This is a genomic window from Xanthomonas prunicola (assembly GCF_025266575.1).
Lineage (GTDB): Bacteria > Pseudomonadota > Gammaproteobacteria > Xanthomonadales > Xanthomonadaceae > Xanthomonas > Xanthomonas prunicola.
The window spans coordinates 102,745-121,605 of sequence record NZ_CP096142.1; the positions used below are offsets into that span (position 1 = coordinate 102,745).

The window sequence follows — 18,861 nt, forward strand, 5'->3', positions numbered from 1 at the left end:
GCGCTCCTGCGACTGATGACTGCGGAGTTTACATGGGGTCAGCGCAGGGCCAGATGCATGCTGCGCAAGGCCGCGGTTCAACGCAGAGCACCGCGGACATGCGTCATCCGCAACGGCGACATACCGCGGAAACGCGCGCCGAATCAGCACGCAGCCAATGGCGGCGCACACCGCGTCCAGATGCCTGCTGCCCCAGCCTCACGCGCCCTACCCTCAGTCCTGCGCCAATGCGTAATCGATTGCCGCACAGATCGCCGCCACCTGTGCAGCGTTGCATTGTTCGGGCGTGGCGCGCGGGCTATCCGGATACACCTCCGTGGTTGTGCGATACCGCGCATCGGTGACACCGGCGCATAACCCCAGCCGCCGCACCGGGTAGTTGATCACGCCGTGCCCGACCACCGGTGCACCGATGAGCTGCCCATTCGCATCGGCAGGCGCGATATGCGTCACCCGTGCCACCGCCGCGATCACCGCCTGCTGAAAGGCTGGCTGCGGGTCTTCGCTGTCGCCGACGAGATAAAAGCCATCCGGAATGCTGCCCGGCACAAACGTTGCACCATCGCGCGCCGCCAAGGCGGGGCGAAACTCGCTCTCATCGCTGTCGGTGGTTTCGTGCAGATCGATATGCACCAGCATCCGCCCCGTGGTTTCGGCAACCAGCCGCATCAGTGCAGCCGACTCTTCGGCAGGACTGTTGTCGCGGAAGGCACGATTCGGATCTACCGCGAGGGCATTCCACCGCTGGATGCGCTCATAGCCCCACGGGTTGATACACGGCGCCACCAACAGATTGCATCTGCCAGCGTATTCGGCAGCGCGCTGCTGCAGGAATTGCAGCGCACCGCGCACGCCACTGGTTTCGTAACCGTGCACGCCGCCTGTGACCAACACGCATGGCAAGCAGTCATCCCACTCGACACTGCGCAGCGCGAGCAGCGGATGGCCCCCTTGCGCATGGGCAATGGCTCCGTACTGCACGCGCTGGTAGCGCACGGCCAGTGCGGCGATCTGCTGCACGACATCATCCGCATAGCTGCGCTGCTGCAGCTGACGTGCTCGCCATGCGGCGCGCTCCGGCTCACCCCACGGTAGCCCAGGCGTGCCGATCGGATAGGGTGCGTTGGTCGTCATTGCAGAACCCTGGTGCGAGGAAAGCGCCAAGGGTAAGCGCTCAGCGCGCAGAAACAAAAAGACCCCGCACTGCGGGGCCTGTGCGACTTGGCGTGCCTGGCGGTGCCTACTGCCGCAGCGTTTCTTTCAGATGCTGCTCGATGCGCGCCTTGAACTGGGGGAGTGGTCGATGCGCGCGGCCTAGCCCTTGAGCATCTGCCCTGCCTGCTGCTCCATTGCATGCGCGTCGCGCAATCAGTCCATCAGGTTTTCTTGGGGTTCGGCCAAGGCCCCCCTGTTTGTTGCGATGTGTCCAGCCTGCAGCGACGCGCATGTAAAGACGTGGCTGTTTCAGGTGAACGCCGCGCGCGATGTCCACGTGGCATTGACACGCTGCGAAATCGCAGGGCGGACAACGAAGGCGCGAGACCGCCGTCTGTGTACACACAGAAGATGCGCTGCGATCAAAGATCTGCCCGCCAAGCACCGGGCTGGACGTCCTCATTGCCTTACTGGACTTCGAAAGCATCCAAGCTCATTCGGAGCCATCGGATGCTGCACGCTGCGGCGCAAGGTGAGCCAAGAAATCAAGGGGCTGCAAATCCTGCCGGCGCTATGGACGGGAGCGTGGCAAGAGTGAAATTTTTCCCTGCAATCGATGCCGGCCATCTACAAGGCTGCAGAAATTTCGCGCTTGCGCTTGATGCGTTGCACAGCAAGCTGTTATGGATGTTCGAGTGCACTCCAGGCAGCGCTGGACGCCAGTTGACTGAAAAAAGTGCAATCGATTGCGCGCGGCCGCGCAAGATAACCCTTTCGCGTAAAGCGAAAACAACACAGGCGCTAACCCTCTGGGCATCGCGCCTGTGTCCAACGTCACGCAAGATTTTCTCCAGACCGGCACGCCATAGGCACGCCGATGACTGGATTACGCGGATTCTTCCTGCGGCTTTGCCTGCTTGGAACGCCCGCCCTTGCTGCCGATCCGCGACATGTGATCGCGATCTCGGCTCACGGCCTGGCCACCCTTACGGCCAGCTTCACGTGCTTCGTCGCTAGTAAATTCGTGCGCATTGCCACTTGCGTGAGCGGCTTTACCGCCGCTGCTTGCAAGCACGCGACGCTTTTCCGGATCCAATGCGGCAAAGCCGCGCCGGCTACGGGTAGTGTTTTGTCCGTCTTCCACTGTGCCTCCTCTCGATGCTTCGGTTACGCCTGGGTAATTGGGTTACCGCAACATTCGTGCCAACCCTGAAAGGCAGATACCGCGGTGCATTCGGATGGATGCAGGAAAAAACGGCTGCGCTCGCTGCGCAAATCTTGCACACCTTCATCTCGCCGGACTCTCGGGACTACCTCTAACTGGGTAGCGCTAACACTCGGCGCTGTTGCGGATGGATTGGCTATAGGAGGGATGCGCAACTGCAGAAGGGCAAGCTCAGACGCGTACGACCAACTGCCTCGCTCACGGATGCAACCTCACCAGGCTCGCCTGGTGAGGTTGCCACCATGCCTGGTGAAGGGATGGGCCATAACCTTGCAGGCCACTAGATCGTCCTGCCTCCGGCATCGCTTGGGTGCTGGGTGCCAAGCGCATCGCAATGTCCGGGAGAGTGATGCGCAGAATCGCCATGACAACTCGGACTGCGGCGCAGCGAATGCTTGCTGTCGTTATTGGTTAGCGCAAGTGCTCACTGAATCTGCAACCGGCAACGTCCACACGCAGACTGCGCACGCATCGTGACACGCACTGAAGCCTTCAACGACCAGGAGGCGCTAGACACCCTGCAAGAATGCCTTTGCTCTGCGCGCACTGGTGTGAGTACCCATGGCAGACTCGGACTTCAGACACGCCCCATCCCCCCCTGCCATGCTGGTTGACGCGTGTTGGTGAGGACCGGCTAAAAAGGCGTGGCGAATCGTTCCCGGATAGACGCATACGAAGTCCAATGCAACACTAAGAGCAGCTAACAAAACTACTGCGCAGCCCCCAGGTGGGCGCGGCCGGTGCTCGGAATCCTCATGTACCAGTCGTACACTCCGGTTCCTGCGCGCCGTCCGCGCCCACCTGACGGCTGCTCGCTACGTTTTGTTAGCCGCTCTAAGCCCCAATCGCTCCTCCCTGCCGCCGCGCAAGGAAGTGCTGTCCGCACTAACCCACCCCCTGTGCCAACATCGCACCATCACGGTCGTCGCACGCTGCAGCCGCTTCGGCCAAGGCGTTGCCTACCAGCAATAAGGTCGGCAGCCCCGGCGACAGCGCGCTGGCCGTCATTCCCAATTCGCCCAAGGTGGTGAGGCGACGCCGCTGCTCTGGCCGCGTTGCGGCCTGCACGATGGCCGCGGGCGTACTGGCTGGCAAATGCGCCAGCAACGCAGAGGCCAGCGCATCGGCACGCCGCAGGCCCATATAGATGCCCAGCGTGGTGCCGCTGGCCGCCAGCGCCCCCCAGTTCGGCTCGCCGTGATCATGCGTGTGCGCGGTGACGAAGGTGATGCCATGGCAATGGCTGCGATGGGTCAGCGACACTTCCAGCGCGGCCGCCGCCGCAAACGCCGCGCTCACGCCATTGATCACCTGCACCCCGATACCCGCGCGACGCAGGAAGCTGATTTCTTCGCCAGCACGGCCAAACAGCAGCGCATCGCCGCCTTTGACCCGCACTACGCGCAGGCCCTGCAATGCGTAGCGACGCATCAACCGGCAGATGAATTCCTGCGGTGTCGAACGGCATCCACCGCGCTTGCCGACCCGGATCACGCGCGCCTGCGGTGAGAGTTCGACGATCTCAGGATTAGCAAGGTCGTCGAGCAACAGTACCTGCGCCGACGCCAACGCCTTCACCGCCTTGATGGTGAGCAATTCCAGATCGCCGGGGCCGGCGGACAACACCACCACATCACGCGTGCAGGAAGGTGTGACTGACATGGGAGATCTCGCTCTGTGTGGAGGGGAATGCGCTCAGGGAAAACTTGCGATCAGGCAAGTCTTGGTTGCCGGCATAGCCGGGTGAGTTGCGGTACGCACGAGCCGCAGACGGTGCCGCAGCCCAGGCGTTGCTTGAGTTGCGCGACATCGGCACCGTCGTCGATGGCCGCGTGAATCGCGGCGGCCGAAACATTCATGCAGGTGCACACGATCGGATCGCTGAGCGCGCTGTGGGTGTGCGCAAAGACCGACAGCCGTGCACCAAGCCAAGGTTTGCCGGCGAGTGCAGTGGTAAGCAGCGATCGATTGGCCTGACTGGGCTGCGCGGCGGTGAGCAGCACACCGTCGATATGGCTGTGCCCGTCTTGCATGCGCCAGCCGACGCGGCGCATCAGGCCGCGACGTAGATCGCGGTAGTCCAGCACATCCGCACCGGCCGGCAATTGCAATGCCGCAACCAGACGGTCGATCCACGCGGCATCGGGCGCGATTTCGCAGGCAGCGTGTAGCACCGCCCACTGGCCGCTTGCATCTTTGTCGGCGCCGCTCGGCGGTTCGGCATGCAGGCGTAGCGAGGCGTAACCGCAGTCGCGCAGCAACGGTTGCAGTGCCTGCTGCAAAGACAGTGCATCGCCGCGTCGCGCTGCCAGCAGATGCCAGCCGAACACGGCTTTTTCAACCCGCACGGCGGCGTGTTTAAGCTCGGGCTGCTGCGAGCGTGCATCCACTGCCGGCGTGCTGACTTCGTTGACGCCACCGCTGGACAGGCTGTGCCCACTCCAATGCATCGACGCAAACACCGTGCCCGAGCGCAGTTCGTCCGACAGTTCCAGCGGTAGCACCAGAGCGCCGCGTTTGCTCGCGATTTGTACCAATTCGCCCGCCACAAGCCCACGCCGCTGCGCATCGCCTGGGTGCATGCGCAGCGTCGGCTCAGGGCTGTGCGCGAATGCAGCCGCCACCCGCCCGGTACGCGACATGCCATGCCACTGATCGCGCAAACGGCCGGTGAGCAACCGCATCGGGAATCTCGCCGAAGTGGCTTCAGCCACCTTGCGATACGGCGTGACGTGGAAGCGCGCACGTCCGTTGGCGTGTGCGAATACGCCATCGGAGTAACGCCGCGCCTGCCCCTGCGTGCTGCCTGCCGGAAACGGCCATTGCTGCGCTCCGTGATCCAGCAACGGGTAATCCAGGCCACCGATATCCAGATCACGCCCAACCGTGAGGGCGCGATGCTCGTCGAAAATCTGCGCAGTGTTGTCGAATGCGAACAGGCCCTTCCCGCTCGCGGGCGCCAGGCGCGCCTCCAGACGACGTGCCACCTCGTTGGCAATCCACCAATCGGCACGTGCCTGTCCGGGCGCTTCCACTGCCTTGCGCACGCGGGTGATGCGGCGCTCGGAGTTGGTCACCGTGCCGTCCTTCTCGCCCCAGCTGGCCGCCGGCAGCAAAACGTCGGCATAGGGCACGGTGTCGGTGCCGGAGAAGGCGTCCTGCACGATCACCAGTTCGGCCTGATCCAGCGCGGCGCGAATACCCGCCACGTCCGGCATCGAGTGCACGGGGTTGGTGCAGACGATCCACACCGCCTTCAGGCTGCCGGCGCGCAGCCGCTCGAACAACTCCACCGCCGGCGCGCCGGGATTGGGCGAGATGCGCCCCGCCGGCACGCCCCACAGCCGTTCCATCTCGGCACGATGGTCCGCATTGCCGATCTCGCGGTGCGCGGCCAGCATCGTCGCCATGCCGCCCACCTCCCTCCCGCCCATCGCATTGGGTTGGCCGGTCAGCGAAAACGGCCCTGCGCCCGGCTTGCCGATCTGTCCGGTCGCCAGATGCAGGTTGATCAACGCAAGATTCTTGTCGGTGCCGTGCACCGACTGATTCAGGCCCATGCAATACAGCGACAGCGCCGCCGGGCTGCGCCCGAACCACTCGGCCGCCTGCACCAGGTCCTCGTGCGAAATCCCGCAGATCTCGGCGCTCATGCGCGGGGTGTACTCGCGCAACATCCGCTTGAGGGCATCGAACTCCTGCGTGCTTGCCGCAACGAAACGCGCATCCACCAGACCCTCCCAGATCAGGTGATGCAGCATGCCGTTGAACAAGGCGACGTCGGTGCCGGGTTCGATCGCCAAGTGCAGGTCGGCCATGGCCGCGGTATCGGTGCGTCGCGGGTCGATCACGATCCAGCGAATGTCGGGGTTGCGTGCACGCGCGTCTTCTAGCCGGCGAAACAGCACCGGATGCGCGTACGCCATGTTGCTGCCGGCAAACAGCACGGTGTGCGCCAGCTCCAGATCTTCATAGCAGGTGGGCGGGCCATCGGCGCCGAGCGCCAGCTTGTAACCGGTGACCGCACTGGACATGCACAGGCGCGAATTGGTGTCGATGTTGTTGGTACCGAGCAGCCCCTTGGCCAGCTTGTTGAAGACGTAATAGTCCTCGGTGAGCAGCTGCCCGGACAGATAGAAGGCCACCGCATCCGGGCCATGTTCCTGGATGATGGCGGCCAGCTTGCTGCTGACATGCTGCAGCGCCTGATCCCAGCTCACCCGCGCACGCGGCGCCTGCCGATGCCGGCGCAACTCCGGCGCAAGAACGCGCCCCTGCGTGCTTGCCACGGTCTGCGGCAACGCCAGCCCCTTGCTGCACAGGCGCCCAAAATTGGCTGGGTGCAGCGGGTCGCCTTCGATGCCGACGATGCAGTCGCCATCGCTATCGTGCGTACTGTGAATCAGCACGCCGCACCCCACGCCGCAATAGCAACAGGTCGAGCGCGTGATGCGATACATCGGCCCTGCCGTCTGTGGCTGCGCCGCGCTGGCAGGGGACGTTGGCTGCAGGCCTTCGCTCATGTTGCCGGCTCGGTCACGGCATCGTCCTGCTCTACCGGCTGCAGGACGATCCACACCGCCTCGGCCTCCACCCTGATCGGATAGCGCGGCGCGCAGCCCACGTCCGGCTTGCAGGCCTGCCCGCTCTGCAAGCCGATCGCCCAGCCATGCAGGGGACAGGTCACGGTGTCGCCAGCCACGATGCCTTGGGACAACGGCCCACCCTTGTGCGGGCAACGGTCGCGCAGCGCAAACACGTGATCGCTGGCAGTACGGAAGATGGCGATCGCCGGCAGTCCATCGACCTCCAGCACGCGCGCGCCCAGCACCGGCAAGTCCTGCAGCGCACACACGCGCACCCATGCGTGATGGTGCATGCTCATTCCTCCATCGTCGCAGCTGGCGCAGCCATGCGCAGCGGTTGGTATTCCTGACGCCGCTCGCCGGCGATGCGTGCCTTCCATGGGTCGACCAGGCCTTCCAGCGAATACAGCAGGCGCTCGTACAGCGCACGTCGGTTGGCTGCGTCGTCCACCACCTGCGCGCGGATGTAATCCAGACCCACGCGCGCGATGTAGTGCACGGTGCGGTCCAGGTAATACGCCTGCTCGCGATACAGCTGCAGGAATGCCCCGGTGTACTCACGCACTTCCTCGGCAGTGCTCACCTTGACCAGAAAGCGCGCCACCTCGGTCTTGATGCCGCCGTTGCCGCCCACATGCAGCTCCCAACCCGAGTCCACTGCGATGATGCCCACGTCCTTGATGCCGGATTCGGCGCAGTTGCGCGGGCACCCGGACACCGCAAGCTTCACCTTGTGCGGGCTCCACATATTGGCCAGCATGGTTTCCAGGTCGATGCCCATCTGCGTGCTGTTCTGGGTGCCGAAGCGGCAGAACTCGCTGCCCACGCAGGTCTTCACCGTGCGGATCGACTTGCCGTAGGCATGGCCGGATGGCATGCCCAGATCGCGCCATACATCCACCAGATCCTCTTTCTTGACGCCCAGCAGATCGATGCGCTGGCCGCCGGTCACCTTGACCATCGGTACCGCGTATTTGTCGGCAACATCGGCAATGCGGCGCAGTTCGCCGGCGTTGGTCACCCCGCCCTTCATCTGCGGAATCACCGAGAACGTGCCGTCCTTCTGGATGTTGGCGTGCGCACGCTCGTTGATGAAACGCGATTGCGGGTCGTCGATGGCCTCATGCGGCCAGGTCGACAGCATGTAGTAGTTGATCGCCGGCCTGCAGGTGGCGCAGCCGTTGGGTGTGCGCCATTCCATGAACGCATAGGCCTGCGCATGCGTGAGCAGCTTGTGCTCGCGAATGGCGCGACGCACCTCGCCGTGACTCAGGTCGGTACATGCGCAAACCGCTTTGGTTTTCGGGGTTTCCTGAAAGTTGGAGCCCAGGCAATTCATCAGGATCTGCTCGACCAGGCCAGTGCATGAACCGCAGGAACTGGCGGCCTTGGTGTTCTTTTTCACCTCGTCCACGGTGAACAGGCCTTGCTCGCTGATGGCTTTGACAATCGTGCCCTTGCACACGCCGTTGCAGCCGCAGACTTCGTCGCTGTCGGACATCGCGCTGGCGCGGTCCTGGCCGCCGGTGCCAGCATCGCCCAGTGCGCTTTCGCCGAAGATCAGCTGATCGCGTTGCGCCTGGATGGGCGTGCCGTCCTTGAGCAGCTTGAAGTACCAGCCACCGTCGCTGGTGTCGCCATACAGGCATGCACCCACCAGCACATCGTCGCGGATCACCAGCTTTTTGTAGACGCCGCCGGCCGGGTCTGACAACACGATTTCTTCGCAGCCATCGCCGCCCATGAAATCGCCTGCCGAAAACAGGTCGATGCCGGTGACCTTGAGCTTGGTCGATGCCACCGAGCCGCGATAAATGCCGATGCCGAACTGCGCCAGATGGTTCGCACACACCTTGGCCTGCTCGAACAACGGCGCCACCAGGCCATAGGCAATGCCACGATGGTTAGCGCACTCGCCCACTGCGTACACGCGCGGGTCGAAACTCTGCAGGCTGTCGTTGACCACGATGCCACGCGCGCAATGGATGCCGGCTTCTTCGGCCAGGCGCGTATTCGGGCGGATGCCGGCGGCCATCACCACCAGATCGGCGGGGATCCCGCTACCATCGGCAAACTTGACCCCGATCACCTCGCCCTGCGCGTTGCCCAGCAGTGCGCTGGTGGCGGTGTTCAAACGGAACTCCAGCCCGCGTGCGCGCAATGCCTGTTGCAACAGATTGCCGGCCAACGGGTCGAGCTGGCGCTCCAGCAACCAACCGGCCAGATGCACCACGGTCACGTCCATGCCGCGTACTTTCAGACCGTTGGCCGCTTCCAGGCCAAGCAGACCGCCACCGATCACCACCGCGTGCTGCCTGGTACGCGCGGTGTCGATCATGGTGCGGGTATCCTGGATATCGCGGTACCCGATCACGCCTTTCAATTCATTGCCGGGAATCGGCAACACGAACGGCACCGAGCCGGTGGCGATCAGCAGCCGGTCGTATTCGGCTTCGGTGCCATCGGCGGCAATCACGCGGCGACGCACGCGATCGATGCGCGTGACTTCCTTGTTCAAGTGCAGATGGATGCCGTTGTCGCGGTACCACTGCAACGGGTTGAGCACGATGTCGTCGAACTCCTGCTCGCCGGCCAGCACCGGCGAAAGCAGGATGCGGTTGTAATTGGGATGCGGCTCGGCGCCGAACACCGTGATGTGGTACATGCCCGGCATCAGCTTGAGCAATTCTTCCACGGTGCGGATGCCGGCCATGCCGTTGCCGATGACGACGAGTCTGGGTTGCTTCATTGCCTGGATTCCTGTCGACATGTCAGACGCGCGCCGCGCCGGCGGTGGACCATTCGCTGCGCCACTGGGTCTTGACCCCGGCCAGCAACGCCCAGCCCCCGAAAGCGAACGCCGCGAACAGCCACATGCCCACTGCATAGCTGCCGGTGTGCTGCTTGAGCACACCCAGGCTCGCGGCCAGCGCAAATCCGCCGATGCCCCCGGCCATGCCGATCAACCCGGTCATGACGCCGATATCCTGGCCAAAGCGTTGCGGAACCAGCTGAAACACCGCCCCATTTCCAGCGCCCAGACACAGCAGCGTCAGCACGAACAACGCCAGCGTCAGCGTGGCGCCACCCGCACCGAACCCGGCGATGCCCACCAGCGTGGCAACCAGCAGATATACGGTGAGCAAGGCACGGGTGCCGCCGACGCGGTCGGCGATGACGCCGCCGAGCGGCCGCATCACCGAGCCAGCCAGCACACAGGCGGCCGTGGCCCAGCCCGCAGTACGTGCATCGAAGCCGAACTGGTCGTGAAAGTAGCCCGGCAACGCGCTGGCAAAACCGGAAAACCCGCCAAAGGTGATCGCATAGAAAAACATGAAGCGCCACGCATCGCGGTTACCCACGAGCACGCGGCCGTAGTCGGACCATTGCTTGCGTGCGACCGGGGTCGGCGCTTCCTTGGCGATCGACGCAAACACGATCAGCGTCAGCACCAACGGAATGCACGCCAGCCCGAACACGTTTTGATAGCCGAATGCGGCGGCCAGCATCGGCGCAAACAACGCAGCCAGCACCGTGCCGGAATTGCCTGCACCGGCAATGCCCATCGCGGTGCCCTGATGCTCGGGCGGATACCAGCGCGATGCCAGCGGCAACGCCACCGCAAACGAGGCACCGGCAATGCCAAGCAACACGCCCAGCATCAACACCTGCCCCATGCTGTTGATGCCCAGTTGCCAGGCACCGAACAACGCCGCGATGACCGTAAGCTGGGCAAGCATGCCGGCACGCTTGGCACCAATGCGATCGGCAACCATGCCCAGCACCAGGCGCAGCACGGCGCCGCACAGGATCGGCACGGCCACCATCAAGGCGCGCTGCTGCGTGTCCAATCCCAGCGCTTGCGCAATCGGCACCTGCAGCGGACCGAGCAAGTACCACACCATGAAGCTCAGGTCGAAATACAGGAAGGATGCGAACAAGGTGGGCGTATGCCCGGATCGCCAGAACGAGCGCTGCATAGAGACCTCTTCGAGTGCGATGGTCAAAAAAAAAACGGCGCCCCTCCGGTAAACCGGAAGGACGCCGTTGTCCTGGGTACGTGCGGATCGCCGTTGAACCGCTGCACCGTGTACGTGTTGTTGCAGGCACGCCGTTGCGCCTGCAGATGATTCCTACGCAATCAGCGTGCCAACTGTTTCTCTGCAGCTATTCCAGAACTGCAAGCCTTTGATAAATAGAGTTTTTTCGACCGACTTCCAGAGTGCTGCGGCGTTGTTTATGGAAGCCGATGTAGCTCGTCATTCCCGGCTTTCGTGCAGCGATGCACCAACAATGTGCTTCAGTCGAGGACGCGATCAGGTACCACTCTCGAGATAAGCGATCCATCTGTTGAAAGCTCTGTGCACCGACCAGCTCAGTTGGTCCTCGCAGCAAACGCGAAGCGCGCGATGCCCTCGCTGCTCGCGGGACACGCCGTTGGCCCATCCCAGGGGCTCGATGGCGGCATCCGCCGCCAGGGAGCTACAAGGACGTCCTTGCAGCGCGTCCTGCGACGGTGAACGGGCAAGGGCCCTCCAACCATGTTGCAGATGCGCTGCGCTACGCCTGATTTATCGCAATCTCCAACCACCATGGCAGACTCCACCCAGTGTTCAATCGCCTTTCAGCGCATCGAACAACCGATTGCTGCGGTGATCGCTGTCCGGCACCGCAACACCCACCCGTGCGGCAGCGCGCCGATAGTTATCGAGCCGATGGATGTCACGCAGCCGCGCGATGTCATCGTCCTCGATGTCATGCCAACCCCAACGCTGGAACTGGCTTAAGAACCACTCCCCGTCCGAAAGCCACGGCATGTTCACTGTGCCGCCGCGATGGAACGCCAACGCTGTCGCATCGTCTGCAACGGCATTGGCCTCAATCTCAACAGCAGCGTCCAGACACGCAGCCAGATGCGCGGGCGGCACACCGATATGCTCCGGCTCGGCCAACCATTGTGCGCACAGCGCACGGTTGGCCGGCGTGGCATCCAGCCAACGGCAGGCCTCCAGCACGCAGGCGGTTAGTCGCTCGGTCAACTCAGGCTGCAGCGCAGCGAATTCGCGACGGCATGCCAGCACTTTTTCCGGATGGCCGGGCCATAACTCACCGCTGCGGATCACACGCTGACCGCTGCCCTGCGCTTCGGCCACTGCCGCCCACGGCTCGCCGGAGCAATAGCCGTCGACCAAACCGCTGGCCAGTGCCTCGGGCATCTGCGGCGGCGGAATACTGAGCACATCCACATCGCGCATCGGATCTACCCCGCCCGCGGCCAGCCAGTAGTACAGCCATAGCGCATGTGTCCCGGTGGGAAAGGTCTGCGCGAACACCGCGCGGCGCCCCAAACCGGTCAATGCCTGGAGCAACGTGCGACCAGCCGCCAACGCTTGCGCAATTGCAGGCGCCAGCGTGATCGCCTGGCCGTTGTGGTTGAGCGTCATCAACAACGCCATCGGGCACTGCGGCCCGGCGATGCCCAGATCGATCGCGTAGACCAGGCTGGCCAGGGCATGCGCCGCCTCCACTTCGCCTGCCAGCAGACGGTCACGCACGCCGGCCCACGAGGCCTGCCGCTGCAAGTCCAACTGCAGACCATGCGCACTGTCCAGGCCCAGGCGCTGTGCAGCAACCAACGGCGCGCAGTCGATCAACGGCATGTAGGCCACGCGCAATACGGGAAGTTCGGCTTGGCTCATAGATTCATCCCAACAAGTCGGCCATGGCCACGATGCGGCGCGCCACTTCGGCCAGCTTGACGCCCTGCTTCATCGCCTGCTGGCGTAACGCCGCATAGGCATCGGCCTCGCTCAGACCGCGTTTTTCCATCAGTAGGCCCTTGGCGCGGTCGATCTGTTTACGGTCCTGCAGCGCCTGCTGCACATCGTCCAGGCGCTTGCGCATGCTGCTTTCTTGCGCAAAACGGGCCAGCGCCACCTGCACGATCGGCGCCAGCCGTGCTGGCGCCAGGCCATCCACCACATACGCCGTCACGCCCGCACCGACCGCTGCATGGATCAACGCATCGTCGCCATCGCCGGAAAACATCACCACCGGCCGCGGTGCATGTGCATGCAGCATCGACAGCTGCTCCAAGGTATCGCGCGAAGGCGAATCCACATCGATCACGACCACATCGGGCTGCTGGCTCTGCACGGCATGCAGCAACGCACTGATCGACGCCACATCGTCGAGCACCGTGTAGCCAGCACGCGTCAGCGCCTGGCGCAGTTCGGCGATCGGCTTTTCGGTATCGTTGACCAGCAAAACACGCATTGGCGGCAGCGAGGCGTGGACGTGGCCTGATGGTGCCATGCAACATGCCGTTGGTGCGAGCCATCTTTTCGGAGTGTGTCTGATGCCGTTGTTCCCGTTGTTCGCCAATCTGCAGGGGCGCGCCGTCCTGGTCATCGGCGGCGGCGAAGTCGCCACGCGCAAAGTCCTGGCGCTGCTCAAGGCCGAGGCGCACATCCGCCTGTATGCACACGCGCTCTCGCCGGAGCTCGCCGTGCTGATGCAGACCGGCCGCTTCGAGCAACTGGGTGGCGAGTTCGACCCGGCATGGATCGACGATGTCTGGCTGGTGGTGGCTGCGACCGACGACACCGATTTGAACCAGCGCGTTGCTGCCGCCGCAGGTGCGCGACAACGGCTGGTCAATGTGGTGGACGATGCCGAACTGTCGACGTATCAGGTGCCGGCCATCGTGGACCGCGACCCGCTGGTCATCGCCATCTCCTCGGCAGGCGCCGCACCGATGTTGGCACGGCGTCTGCGTGAACGGCTGGAACGCGAACTGGATGCGTCGGTCGGCCGCTTCGCCGGACTGTTTGCAAAGCACCGCGAGCGCATTCGCAGCCAGTTTCCGGACATGAATCGTCGTCGCCGTTGGTTCGACCGTGTCATCGACGGCGACGTGCCGTTGTTGCTGCAGGCTGGCAACGATGACGCGGCCGAGGCCGCGTTCAATGCAGCGCTCGACGATGCCGGCACCATCCCGGCGCGCGGCAGCGTACAGCTGGTCGGTACCGGCCCCGGCGATCCGGGCCTACTCACCTTGAAAGCCCTGCGCGCGATGAATCTGGCCGATGTGCTGCTGATCGACGAACACATTCCCGATGCCGTGCTTGAGCTTGCGCGCCGCGACGCCTCACGCCGCACGTTGCCGCCGGCACCTGACGCGCAACAGCAGCTGATCGTGGAACTGGCCAGCGCCGGCCTACATGTCGTCGCCCTGCGCAGCGGCGCCGGTTACGACAGCGCGGGTGCGGATGCGATCGACGCTGCCTTGCAGGCACGCGGTTTGGCCTGCGATCGCGTGCCTGGAATTACTGCCACCCATGCGCACGATTGACTCTGCGTTATGATCGGCGACGCGTTGGCGAGACTATTCGGCATACACCTAAGCAGCTGCCTCGCCTGACGTTTGGGACGCTCGCACATCAAACGCTGCATCACTTCAACTACTGCAGCAACGCCACACTGCGCGCATCAAGATCCGTCTTTCGGAAACCGCTTGCGCGCACTGTCGCGCACATCGATATCGAAAGTGACGCGCAGTGCCATGGTTTCCGCGTGCCCGGCACCCGCATCGAACGTGAAGCTCAAGCCCTCGCGGCTGGGCAGTTGCCGCACATGCTCTTCGAGCGCGCCACGTGGTACCAATAATTGCCAATGATCGGTGGCGCAATTGCACGCTGCGTGACCGCCGGTGAGGCTCACACTGTGCCGCACCAATCGTGCACCCTGCCCGCTCGGCAACCGGCTCGCATTGTCGACTGTGTGACCGGCCAGCAATTCGGCCAGCTCGGCTTCGTCGATACGGAATCGCACCTGCTGGCCTTCAATCTGGATTTTCATGGATCAGCTCACTCCACTGCTCGGGCGTGTTGCAATTGACGAATGCGGTACGTTCGCTGGCGGTGACAGCCACGCGATGGCATTGCAATGAACGCTGCAAGGCGCGCAGCGAGCGTGACGATGCGGCGCCAGCCATCCGCGTGGCCAAGGCCTCACGCACAACGACATCGATGCGCAGGCACATCGGCAACATCTGATCCTCGAACGCCACGCAGCGGTGCTGCGACGGCGCCAGCAGCTTGCTCAGCAACGCAGCCGACAGCAGCGGCATATCCACCGGCACCACCACCAACTTGGTGGCATCGGCCACGCGCGCGATCACGCTCGCAAGCCCACCGAGCGGGCCCAGATCAGGCTGGGCGTCGGCAATGCCGGCGTAGTCGGGTCGGTCGCCGCTGACCAATACGTGCTGCGCACCAGCCTCGCGCAACAGCGCCTGCATCTGATCCAACAACGGGCGCCCGTGCCAAGGCAACAACGCCTTGTCCTGCCCCATCCGCGACGAACGGCCTCCCGCCAGCACCACACCCGTCCATGGCTGCATCGTCGTCATGCGACAGCCCAACGCTTGATGTCGGGCAGATGCGTCTTCATGGCGCAATCTCAGGCGCAGCCGGTTGCAGATGGCCCAAGCCGAAAACCTCTGCATGCGTGCTCGGTGCAGCGCCTTCTACCTGCGGCTCCAGCACTGCCCAAACGCTAGCCTGCAGCAACGGCGCCACACGAAAGGATTCTTGCTGCGGCAGAATCTGCACCGACAGCTCCCCTGCCATGCTGCACAGCAGCCGTGCGCGCAGATGCTGCCGCCAGATCGGCCGCGCCTGCATTGGCGTTTCCAACGCCACGCGCAAGCCATGCTCGACCGGCATACCCAACAAACCACGCAGTGCTGGCTCCACGAAAAAGCGCAGCCCGGCTGCACTGGCCATCGGGTTGCCTGGCAAGCCGATAAACAGGGCACCATCACCGAAGCGTGCCAGCAGTACCGGCTTGCCCGGCCGCACTGCCACCTTGTGAAACAGTAACGCGGCAGCGTGGCGTGCCAGCGCATCCGGGATGAAATCGTAACGACCACGCGAGACTGCGCCGGTGCTCAGAATAAGATCTGCACCGGCATTGCAGGCCCGCGCCAGCGCCGCATCGAACGCAGCATCGTCATCGCCTACCCGCCCGCGCCACACAACATCGGCACCAGCGGCACGTAGCTGACTCAGCAGATAACTGCTGGTACCGTCGCGGATCTGGCCAGGCTGCAACGCTTGCGCGGGGTCGCCGATCAACTCGCGTCCCGTGGCGATCAAGGCGACGCGCGGCCGCCGCACCACCTGCACGCGCGCGCAGCCCAAGCCTGCCAACAGCATCAGATGCGCACCGCGCAGTACGGTGCCGGCATCGATCACGCGATCGTGCAGGCACACGTCTTCGCCGCGACGACGGATGTGCTGCCCTGCACGCACCGGCTGACGCAGGCGGATGCGGCTGGGGCGCTCGCCGTCGCATTCAAGAATCTGCACCTGTTCGATCGGCACCACCGTATCGGCACCGACCGGCAGCCCGGCACCGGTCATGATTTCCCAGGCCACACCTCTCGCGGCCGCACCGGCATCCTGCCCGGCTGCCACGGTGCCGCAGACCACGTGCTCGCTGTCTGCCAATGCGCCAGCACCGGCGGTTGCCAGCGCAAACCCATCCATCGCACTGTTATCGAAGGGCGGCAACTCGGCCGGACTCAACAAGGTGTCGGCGAGCACGCGGCCTTCCGCATCGGCGCTCGCGACCCACTCGCTGGTGAGCGCTGCGACGTGCGCGCGGACCAGCGCGAGTGCTTCGGCATAGCTGATCATGTGCAGGACAGTGCCGATCAATGGGTGACCGGGCTAGGATACCGGCCCCTGGCGCAGCAGGTACAGGCGCGGCCGTTGCGGCAGCACAGCGTTTGCATCGCCCAAGCCCGCCTCACGCACTGCGCATACCGCTTGAAGCTGCTCAAACAGGATGCAGACCGTGCGCGCTGCAAGGTTGCAGGCCGCACGTGAGAGCAATTGCAACGCCTGCAATGCGTCGACTCTGTGGGCTGGCTCGCCAGCATCATCCTGATCGCCGCCTCGATCCGGCAGATCTACAAAAAAGGCGCTCCTACCCCGCGCGTAGTATCTCGCGCTGGTCGTTCCTCGGCCAGATCAGCGCCTCGGCGGTGTTCGTCCTGTCCAGCGATCTCGTTGGCAATGCGGTATGTATCATCAGCAACGTGCTGATCTTCATGCCCCCTCACCGGCTACGGAGTGCAGCGACTCTAGAGCCGCAAGCTGAAACGCGCGGCTTGGTTGTTTGCGTGGATCACGCCTGCAGGCTGATTGAGATTGTCAGTTGGTCTTTTTCGCTGGTTTCCGCGGCTTCGCCGATGCAGTTGCCGCTGTCTTGCCAATGATTTTCTTGACCGCTTCCTTTGCAGCGGCAGCAGGCATCTTCTTGGCGGCCGCCTTGCGCACAGGCGTCTTCGCTGCTGCCGGCTTCCGCGCCTTCTCCACGGGCGCGGCATCTACCGCTGCGTCACCTGGCGCATCGGGCACACGCACCCTGATCCAGGTCGGTGCATGATCGCTGGCCTTCTCCAGCCCACGTACCCACTTGTCGACGCCGGCATCTTGCAAGCCAGGCGCCAGCTTGCGATTGAGCAGCAGATGATCGATGCGCAAGCCACGATCGCGGGCAAAATGCTGGCGGAAGTAATCCCAGAACGTGTAGATCGGCGCATCGCCATGCACTGCCAGCAAGCTGTCGGTCCAGCCTTGCGCTAGCAGCGTTTGATACGCCTGGCGGCTTTGCGGCTGCAGCAAGGCATCCTTGCGCCATCGCTTGGGGTCGTAGATATCCGAATCGGTGGGCACCACATTGAAGTCGCCGATCAGTGCAACCGGATGCGGCAAGTCCACCAACGTTGTTGCATGCCGGGTCAGGCGCTCGAACCACGCAAGCTTGTAGTCGAACTTCGGCCCGGGCTGTGGGTTGCCATTGGGCAGATACAGGCAGGCCACAACCACGCCGTGAATCGCCGCTTCCAGATAGCGGCTTTGCGTATCGCTCGGGTCCCAAGGCAACCCGCGACGAATCTCCACCGGATCGGCGCCACGTGCGAGCAAGGCCACGCCATTCCAAGACGTTTCGCCCTGCCAGATCACCCCGTAGCCGGCATCCCGGATCGCCTGCTCCGGAAACGCGGCTTGCGTCGATTTCAATTCCTGCAGGCCCACGATGTCCGGCTTTTCGCGCTGTAGCCATTTCAGCAAGTGCGGCAGACGGCTGGCAATGCCATTGACGTTGAACGTTGCGATCTTGCATGTGGTGGCTGACATAGTTCGCGCGCGGCCGCTTCCGTGATGCGTCAGCATGAGCGTAGCGTGATTAAGCCGATGCTCAAGCGAGGTGAAGCTGCACCCCACGCTCCTGCCCGCGATTCGGCGTCGTAACGCACCGATTCGCCCAGCTGCGCACCCGCCGGCGCAGCGCCACTTTGACATCTTGATGCAGTGAAACACGCAGTCCAGTGCGATGCATGACCATCATCAAAGACCCGCTCGGCGCCATGCAGCATGTGACGTTGCACAAGCGCACGGTGTTGGGCGGCGGCGTCGCAACGAGACTGGCTGGACGCGCGCCAACAAGATTCCACTACGCCCCAGGATCCGCAGGCCCCAATTGATTGGCAGCCAAAATCTCGTCGATCCGTTTGACGATCTGTGCAGCTTGCTCCTGCGACTCCGCCGCACCAATGATTTTTTCAGCACGGGCATGGAACACATCCCAAAAGTCATTCGGGTGTTGACTACGCATGTCCGGCAGTGCGTCGGCCAGTTGTTTCAATTGCGCATCGATTTCAGGTGTCATAACGATCTCCTTTACTGCGCTCACGCTAACGTTGCACCGGTGAGACTGGTGCCAAGGCTGTGCGCAGATTTCGTTACCCGCTCACATGCGAAAGCAAACACCCGGGGCGTAGGTACGCTAGGGCGAAGCCGCAGCATGATGTGTGTGAGA

At 63.7% G+C, this 18,861-nt stretch carries 15 protein-coding genes, 1 other RNA gene and 1 pseudogene; 3 read left to right on the top strand and 14 right to left on the bottom strand.

Annotation, left to right across the window (positions count from 1 at the left end):
• Window positions 1-213: 213 nt before the first annotated feature.
• Window positions 214-1,134, bottom strand: coding sequence for a M14 family metallopeptidase (locus M0D43_RS00175; RefSeq protein ID WP_252163086.1), 921 nt, complete (start codon window positions 1,132-1,134; stop codon window positions 214-216).
• 907 nt (window positions 1,135-2,041) lie between these two features.
• Window positions 2,042-2,299, bottom strand: coding sequence for a KGG domain-containing protein (locus tag M0D43_RS00180; RefSeq protein ID WP_101364065.1), 258 nt, complete (start codon window positions 2,297-2,299; stop codon window positions 2,042-2,044).
• Window positions 2,300-3,135: 836 nt separating this feature from the next.
• Between M0D43_RS00180 and M0D43_RS00185 the strand changes: the two genes are divergently transcribed.
• A non-coding RNA gene (locus M0D43_RS00185) (sX9 sRNA) lies at window positions 3,136-3,211 on the top strand.
• Window positions 3,212-3,265: 54 nt separating this feature from the next.
• Here the strand turns inward: M0D43_RS00185 and cobA are convergent.
• From cobA to M0D43_RS00220, 7 genes are all read right to left on the bottom strand, one after another.
• The gene (cobA, locus tag M0D43_RS00190; protein WP_252165156.1) at window positions 3,266-4,012 is read right to left on the bottom strand and encodes a uroporphyrinogen-III C-methyltransferase; all 747 of its coding nucleotides are present in this window, start codon (window positions 4,010-4,012) and stop codon (window positions 3,266-3,268) included.
• Between the two features lie 80 nt (window positions 4,013-4,092).
• Window positions 4,093-6,903: a nitrate reductase gene (locus M0D43_RS00195; RefSeq protein WP_252163087.1), complete on the bottom strand. Its 2,811-nt coding sequence runs from the start codon at window positions 6,901-6,903 to the stop codon at window positions 4,093-4,095.
• Window positions 6,900-7,265 (bottom strand): nitrite reductase small subunit NirD, encoded by a 366-nt coding sequence (nirD, locus tag M0D43_RS00200; RefSeq protein WP_252163088.1) that lies wholly within the window; start codon window positions 7,263-7,265, stop codon window positions 6,900-6,902. Before nirD ends, M0D43_RS00195 begins: the two co-directional genes overlap by 4 nt.
• The gene (gene nirB / locus M0D43_RS00205; RefSeq protein ID WP_252165157.1) at window positions 7,262-9,679 is read right to left on the bottom strand and encodes a nitrite reductase large subunit NirB; all 2,418 of its coding nucleotides are present in this window, start codon (window positions 9,677-9,679) and stop codon (window positions 7,262-7,264) included. Before nirB ends, nirD begins: the two co-directional genes overlap by 4 nt.
• A gap of 58 nt (window positions 9,680-9,737) precedes the next feature.
• Complete coding sequence (locus M0D43_RS00210; protein WP_252165158.1) at window positions 9,738-10,907, bottom strand: nitrate/nitrite transporter; 1,170 nt, start codon at window positions 10,905-10,907, stop codon at window positions 9,738-9,740.
• Between the two features lie 672 nt (window positions 10,908-11,579).
• A complete protein-coding gene (locus M0D43_RS00215) occupies window positions 11,580-12,665 on the bottom strand; it encodes a CmpA/NrtA family ABC transporter substrate-binding protein (protein ID WP_252163089.1) in 1,086 nt (361 codons plus the stop codon).
• 4 nt (window positions 12,666-12,669) lie between these two features.
• A complete protein-coding gene (locus M0D43_RS00220) occupies window positions 12,670-13,242 on the bottom strand; it encodes an ANTAR domain-containing response regulator (protein WP_101364070.1) in 573 nt (190 codons plus the stop codon).
• A gap of 82 nt (window positions 13,243-13,324) precedes the next feature.
• On the opposite strand from M0D43_RS00220, the gene M0D43_RS00225 reads away from it, so the two are divergent.
• Window positions 13,325-14,320: a siroheme synthase domain-containing protein gene (locus tag M0D43_RS00225; RefSeq protein WP_260807641.1), complete on the top strand. Its 996-nt coding sequence runs from the start codon at window positions 13,325-13,327 to the stop codon at window positions 14,318-14,320.
• A gap of 137 nt (window positions 14,321-14,457) precedes the next feature.
• Here the strand turns inward: M0D43_RS00225 and M0D43_RS00230 are convergent, their stop codons facing one another.
• Genes M0D43_RS00230 through M0D43_RS00240 form a run of 3 tightly spaced genes read right to left on the bottom strand, consistent with a single transcriptional unit; the run spans window position 14,458 to window position 16,691 of the window.
• The gene (locus tag M0D43_RS00230) at window positions 14,458-14,826 is read right to left on the bottom strand and encodes a hypothetical protein (RefSeq protein WP_101364072.1); all 369 of its coding nucleotides are present in this window, start codon (window positions 14,824-14,826) and stop codon (window positions 14,458-14,460) included.
• Window positions 14,810-15,379 (bottom strand): molybdenum cofactor guanylyltransferase, encoded by a 570-nt coding sequence (mobA, locus tag M0D43_RS00235; protein WP_252163091.1) that lies wholly within the window; start codon window positions 15,377-15,379, stop codon window positions 14,810-14,812. Before mobA ends, M0D43_RS00230 begins: the two co-directional genes overlap by 17 nt.
• Window positions 15,380-15,416: 37 nt before the next feature.
• Window positions 15,417-16,691 (bottom strand): molybdopterin molybdotransferase MoeA, encoded by a 1,275-nt coding sequence (locus M0D43_RS00240; protein ID WP_260807642.1) that lies wholly within the window; start codon window positions 16,689-16,691, stop codon window positions 15,417-15,419.
• A gap of 186 nt (window positions 16,692-16,877) precedes the next feature.
• Between M0D43_RS00240 and M0D43_RS00245 the strand changes: the two are divergent.
• A pseudogene (locus M0D43_RS00245) lies at window positions 16,878-17,123 on the top strand (hypothetical protein).
• A 66-nt stretch (window positions 17,124-17,189) separates the two neighbouring features.
• Here the strand turns inward: M0D43_RS00245 and xth are convergent.
• Together xth and M0D43_RS00255 are read right to left on the bottom strand one after the other, a co-directional pair.
• Window positions 17,190-18,179, bottom strand: a complete 990-nt coding sequence (gene xth / locus M0D43_RS00250) for an exodeoxyribonuclease III (RefSeq protein ID WP_260807643.1) — start codon at window positions 18,177-18,179, stop codon at window positions 17,190-17,192.
• A gap of 316 nt (window positions 18,180-18,495) precedes the next feature.
• Window positions 18,496-18,711, bottom strand: coding sequence for a hypothetical protein (locus tag M0D43_RS00255; protein WP_252163094.1), 216 nt, complete (start codon window positions 18,709-18,711; stop codon window positions 18,496-18,498).
• Window positions 18,712-18,861 lie beyond the last annotated feature (150 nt).

What these genes read in the sequence shown, in the direction of transcription:
- M0D43_RS00255 (WP_252163094.1), bottom strand. Translation starts at nt 18,711, where the DNA reads ATGACACCTGAAATCGATGCGCAATTGAAACAACTGGCCGACGCACTG.
- M0D43_RS00230 (WP_101364072.1), bottom strand. Translation starts at nt 14,826, where the DNA reads ATGAAAATCCAGATTGAAGGCCAGCAGGTGCGATTCCGTATCGACGAA.
- xth (WP_260807643.1), bottom strand. Translation starts at nt 18,179, where the DNA reads ATGTCAGCCACCACATGCAAGATCGCAACGTTCAACGTCAATGGCATT.
- mobA (WP_252163091.1), bottom strand. Translation starts at nt 15,379, where the DNA reads ATGACGACGATGCAGCCATGGACGGGTGTGGTGCTGGCGGGAGGCCGT.
- M0D43_RS00215 (WP_252163089.1), bottom strand. Translation starts at nt 12,665, where the DNA reads ATGAGCCAAGCCGAACTTCCCGTATTGCGCGTGGCCTACATGCCGTTG.
- M0D43_RS00225 (WP_260807641.1), top strand. Translation starts at nt 13,325, where the DNA reads ATGCCGTTGTTCCCGTTGTTCGCCAATCTGCAGGGGCGCGCCGTCCTG.
- M0D43_RS00195 (WP_252163087.1), bottom strand. Translation starts at nt 6,903, where the DNA reads ATGAGCGAAGGCCTGCAGCCAACGTCCCCTGCCAGCGCGGCGCAGCCA.
- M0D43_RS00220 (WP_101364070.1), bottom strand. Translation starts at nt 13,242, where the DNA reads ATGCGTGTTTTGCTGGTCAACGATACCGAAAAGCCGATCGCCGAACTG.
- nirB (WP_252165157.1), bottom strand. Translation starts at nt 9,679, where the DNA reads ATGGCCGGCATCCGCACCGTGGAAGAATTGCTCAAGCTGATGCCGGGC.
- nirD (WP_252163088.1), bottom strand. Translation starts at nt 7,265, where the DNA reads ATGAGCATGCACCATCACGCATGGGTGCGCGTGTGTGCGCTGCAGGAC.
- M0D43_RS00175 (WP_252163086.1), bottom strand. Translation starts at nt 1,134, where the DNA reads ATGACGACCAACGCACCCTATCCGATCGGCACGCCTGGGCTACCGTGG.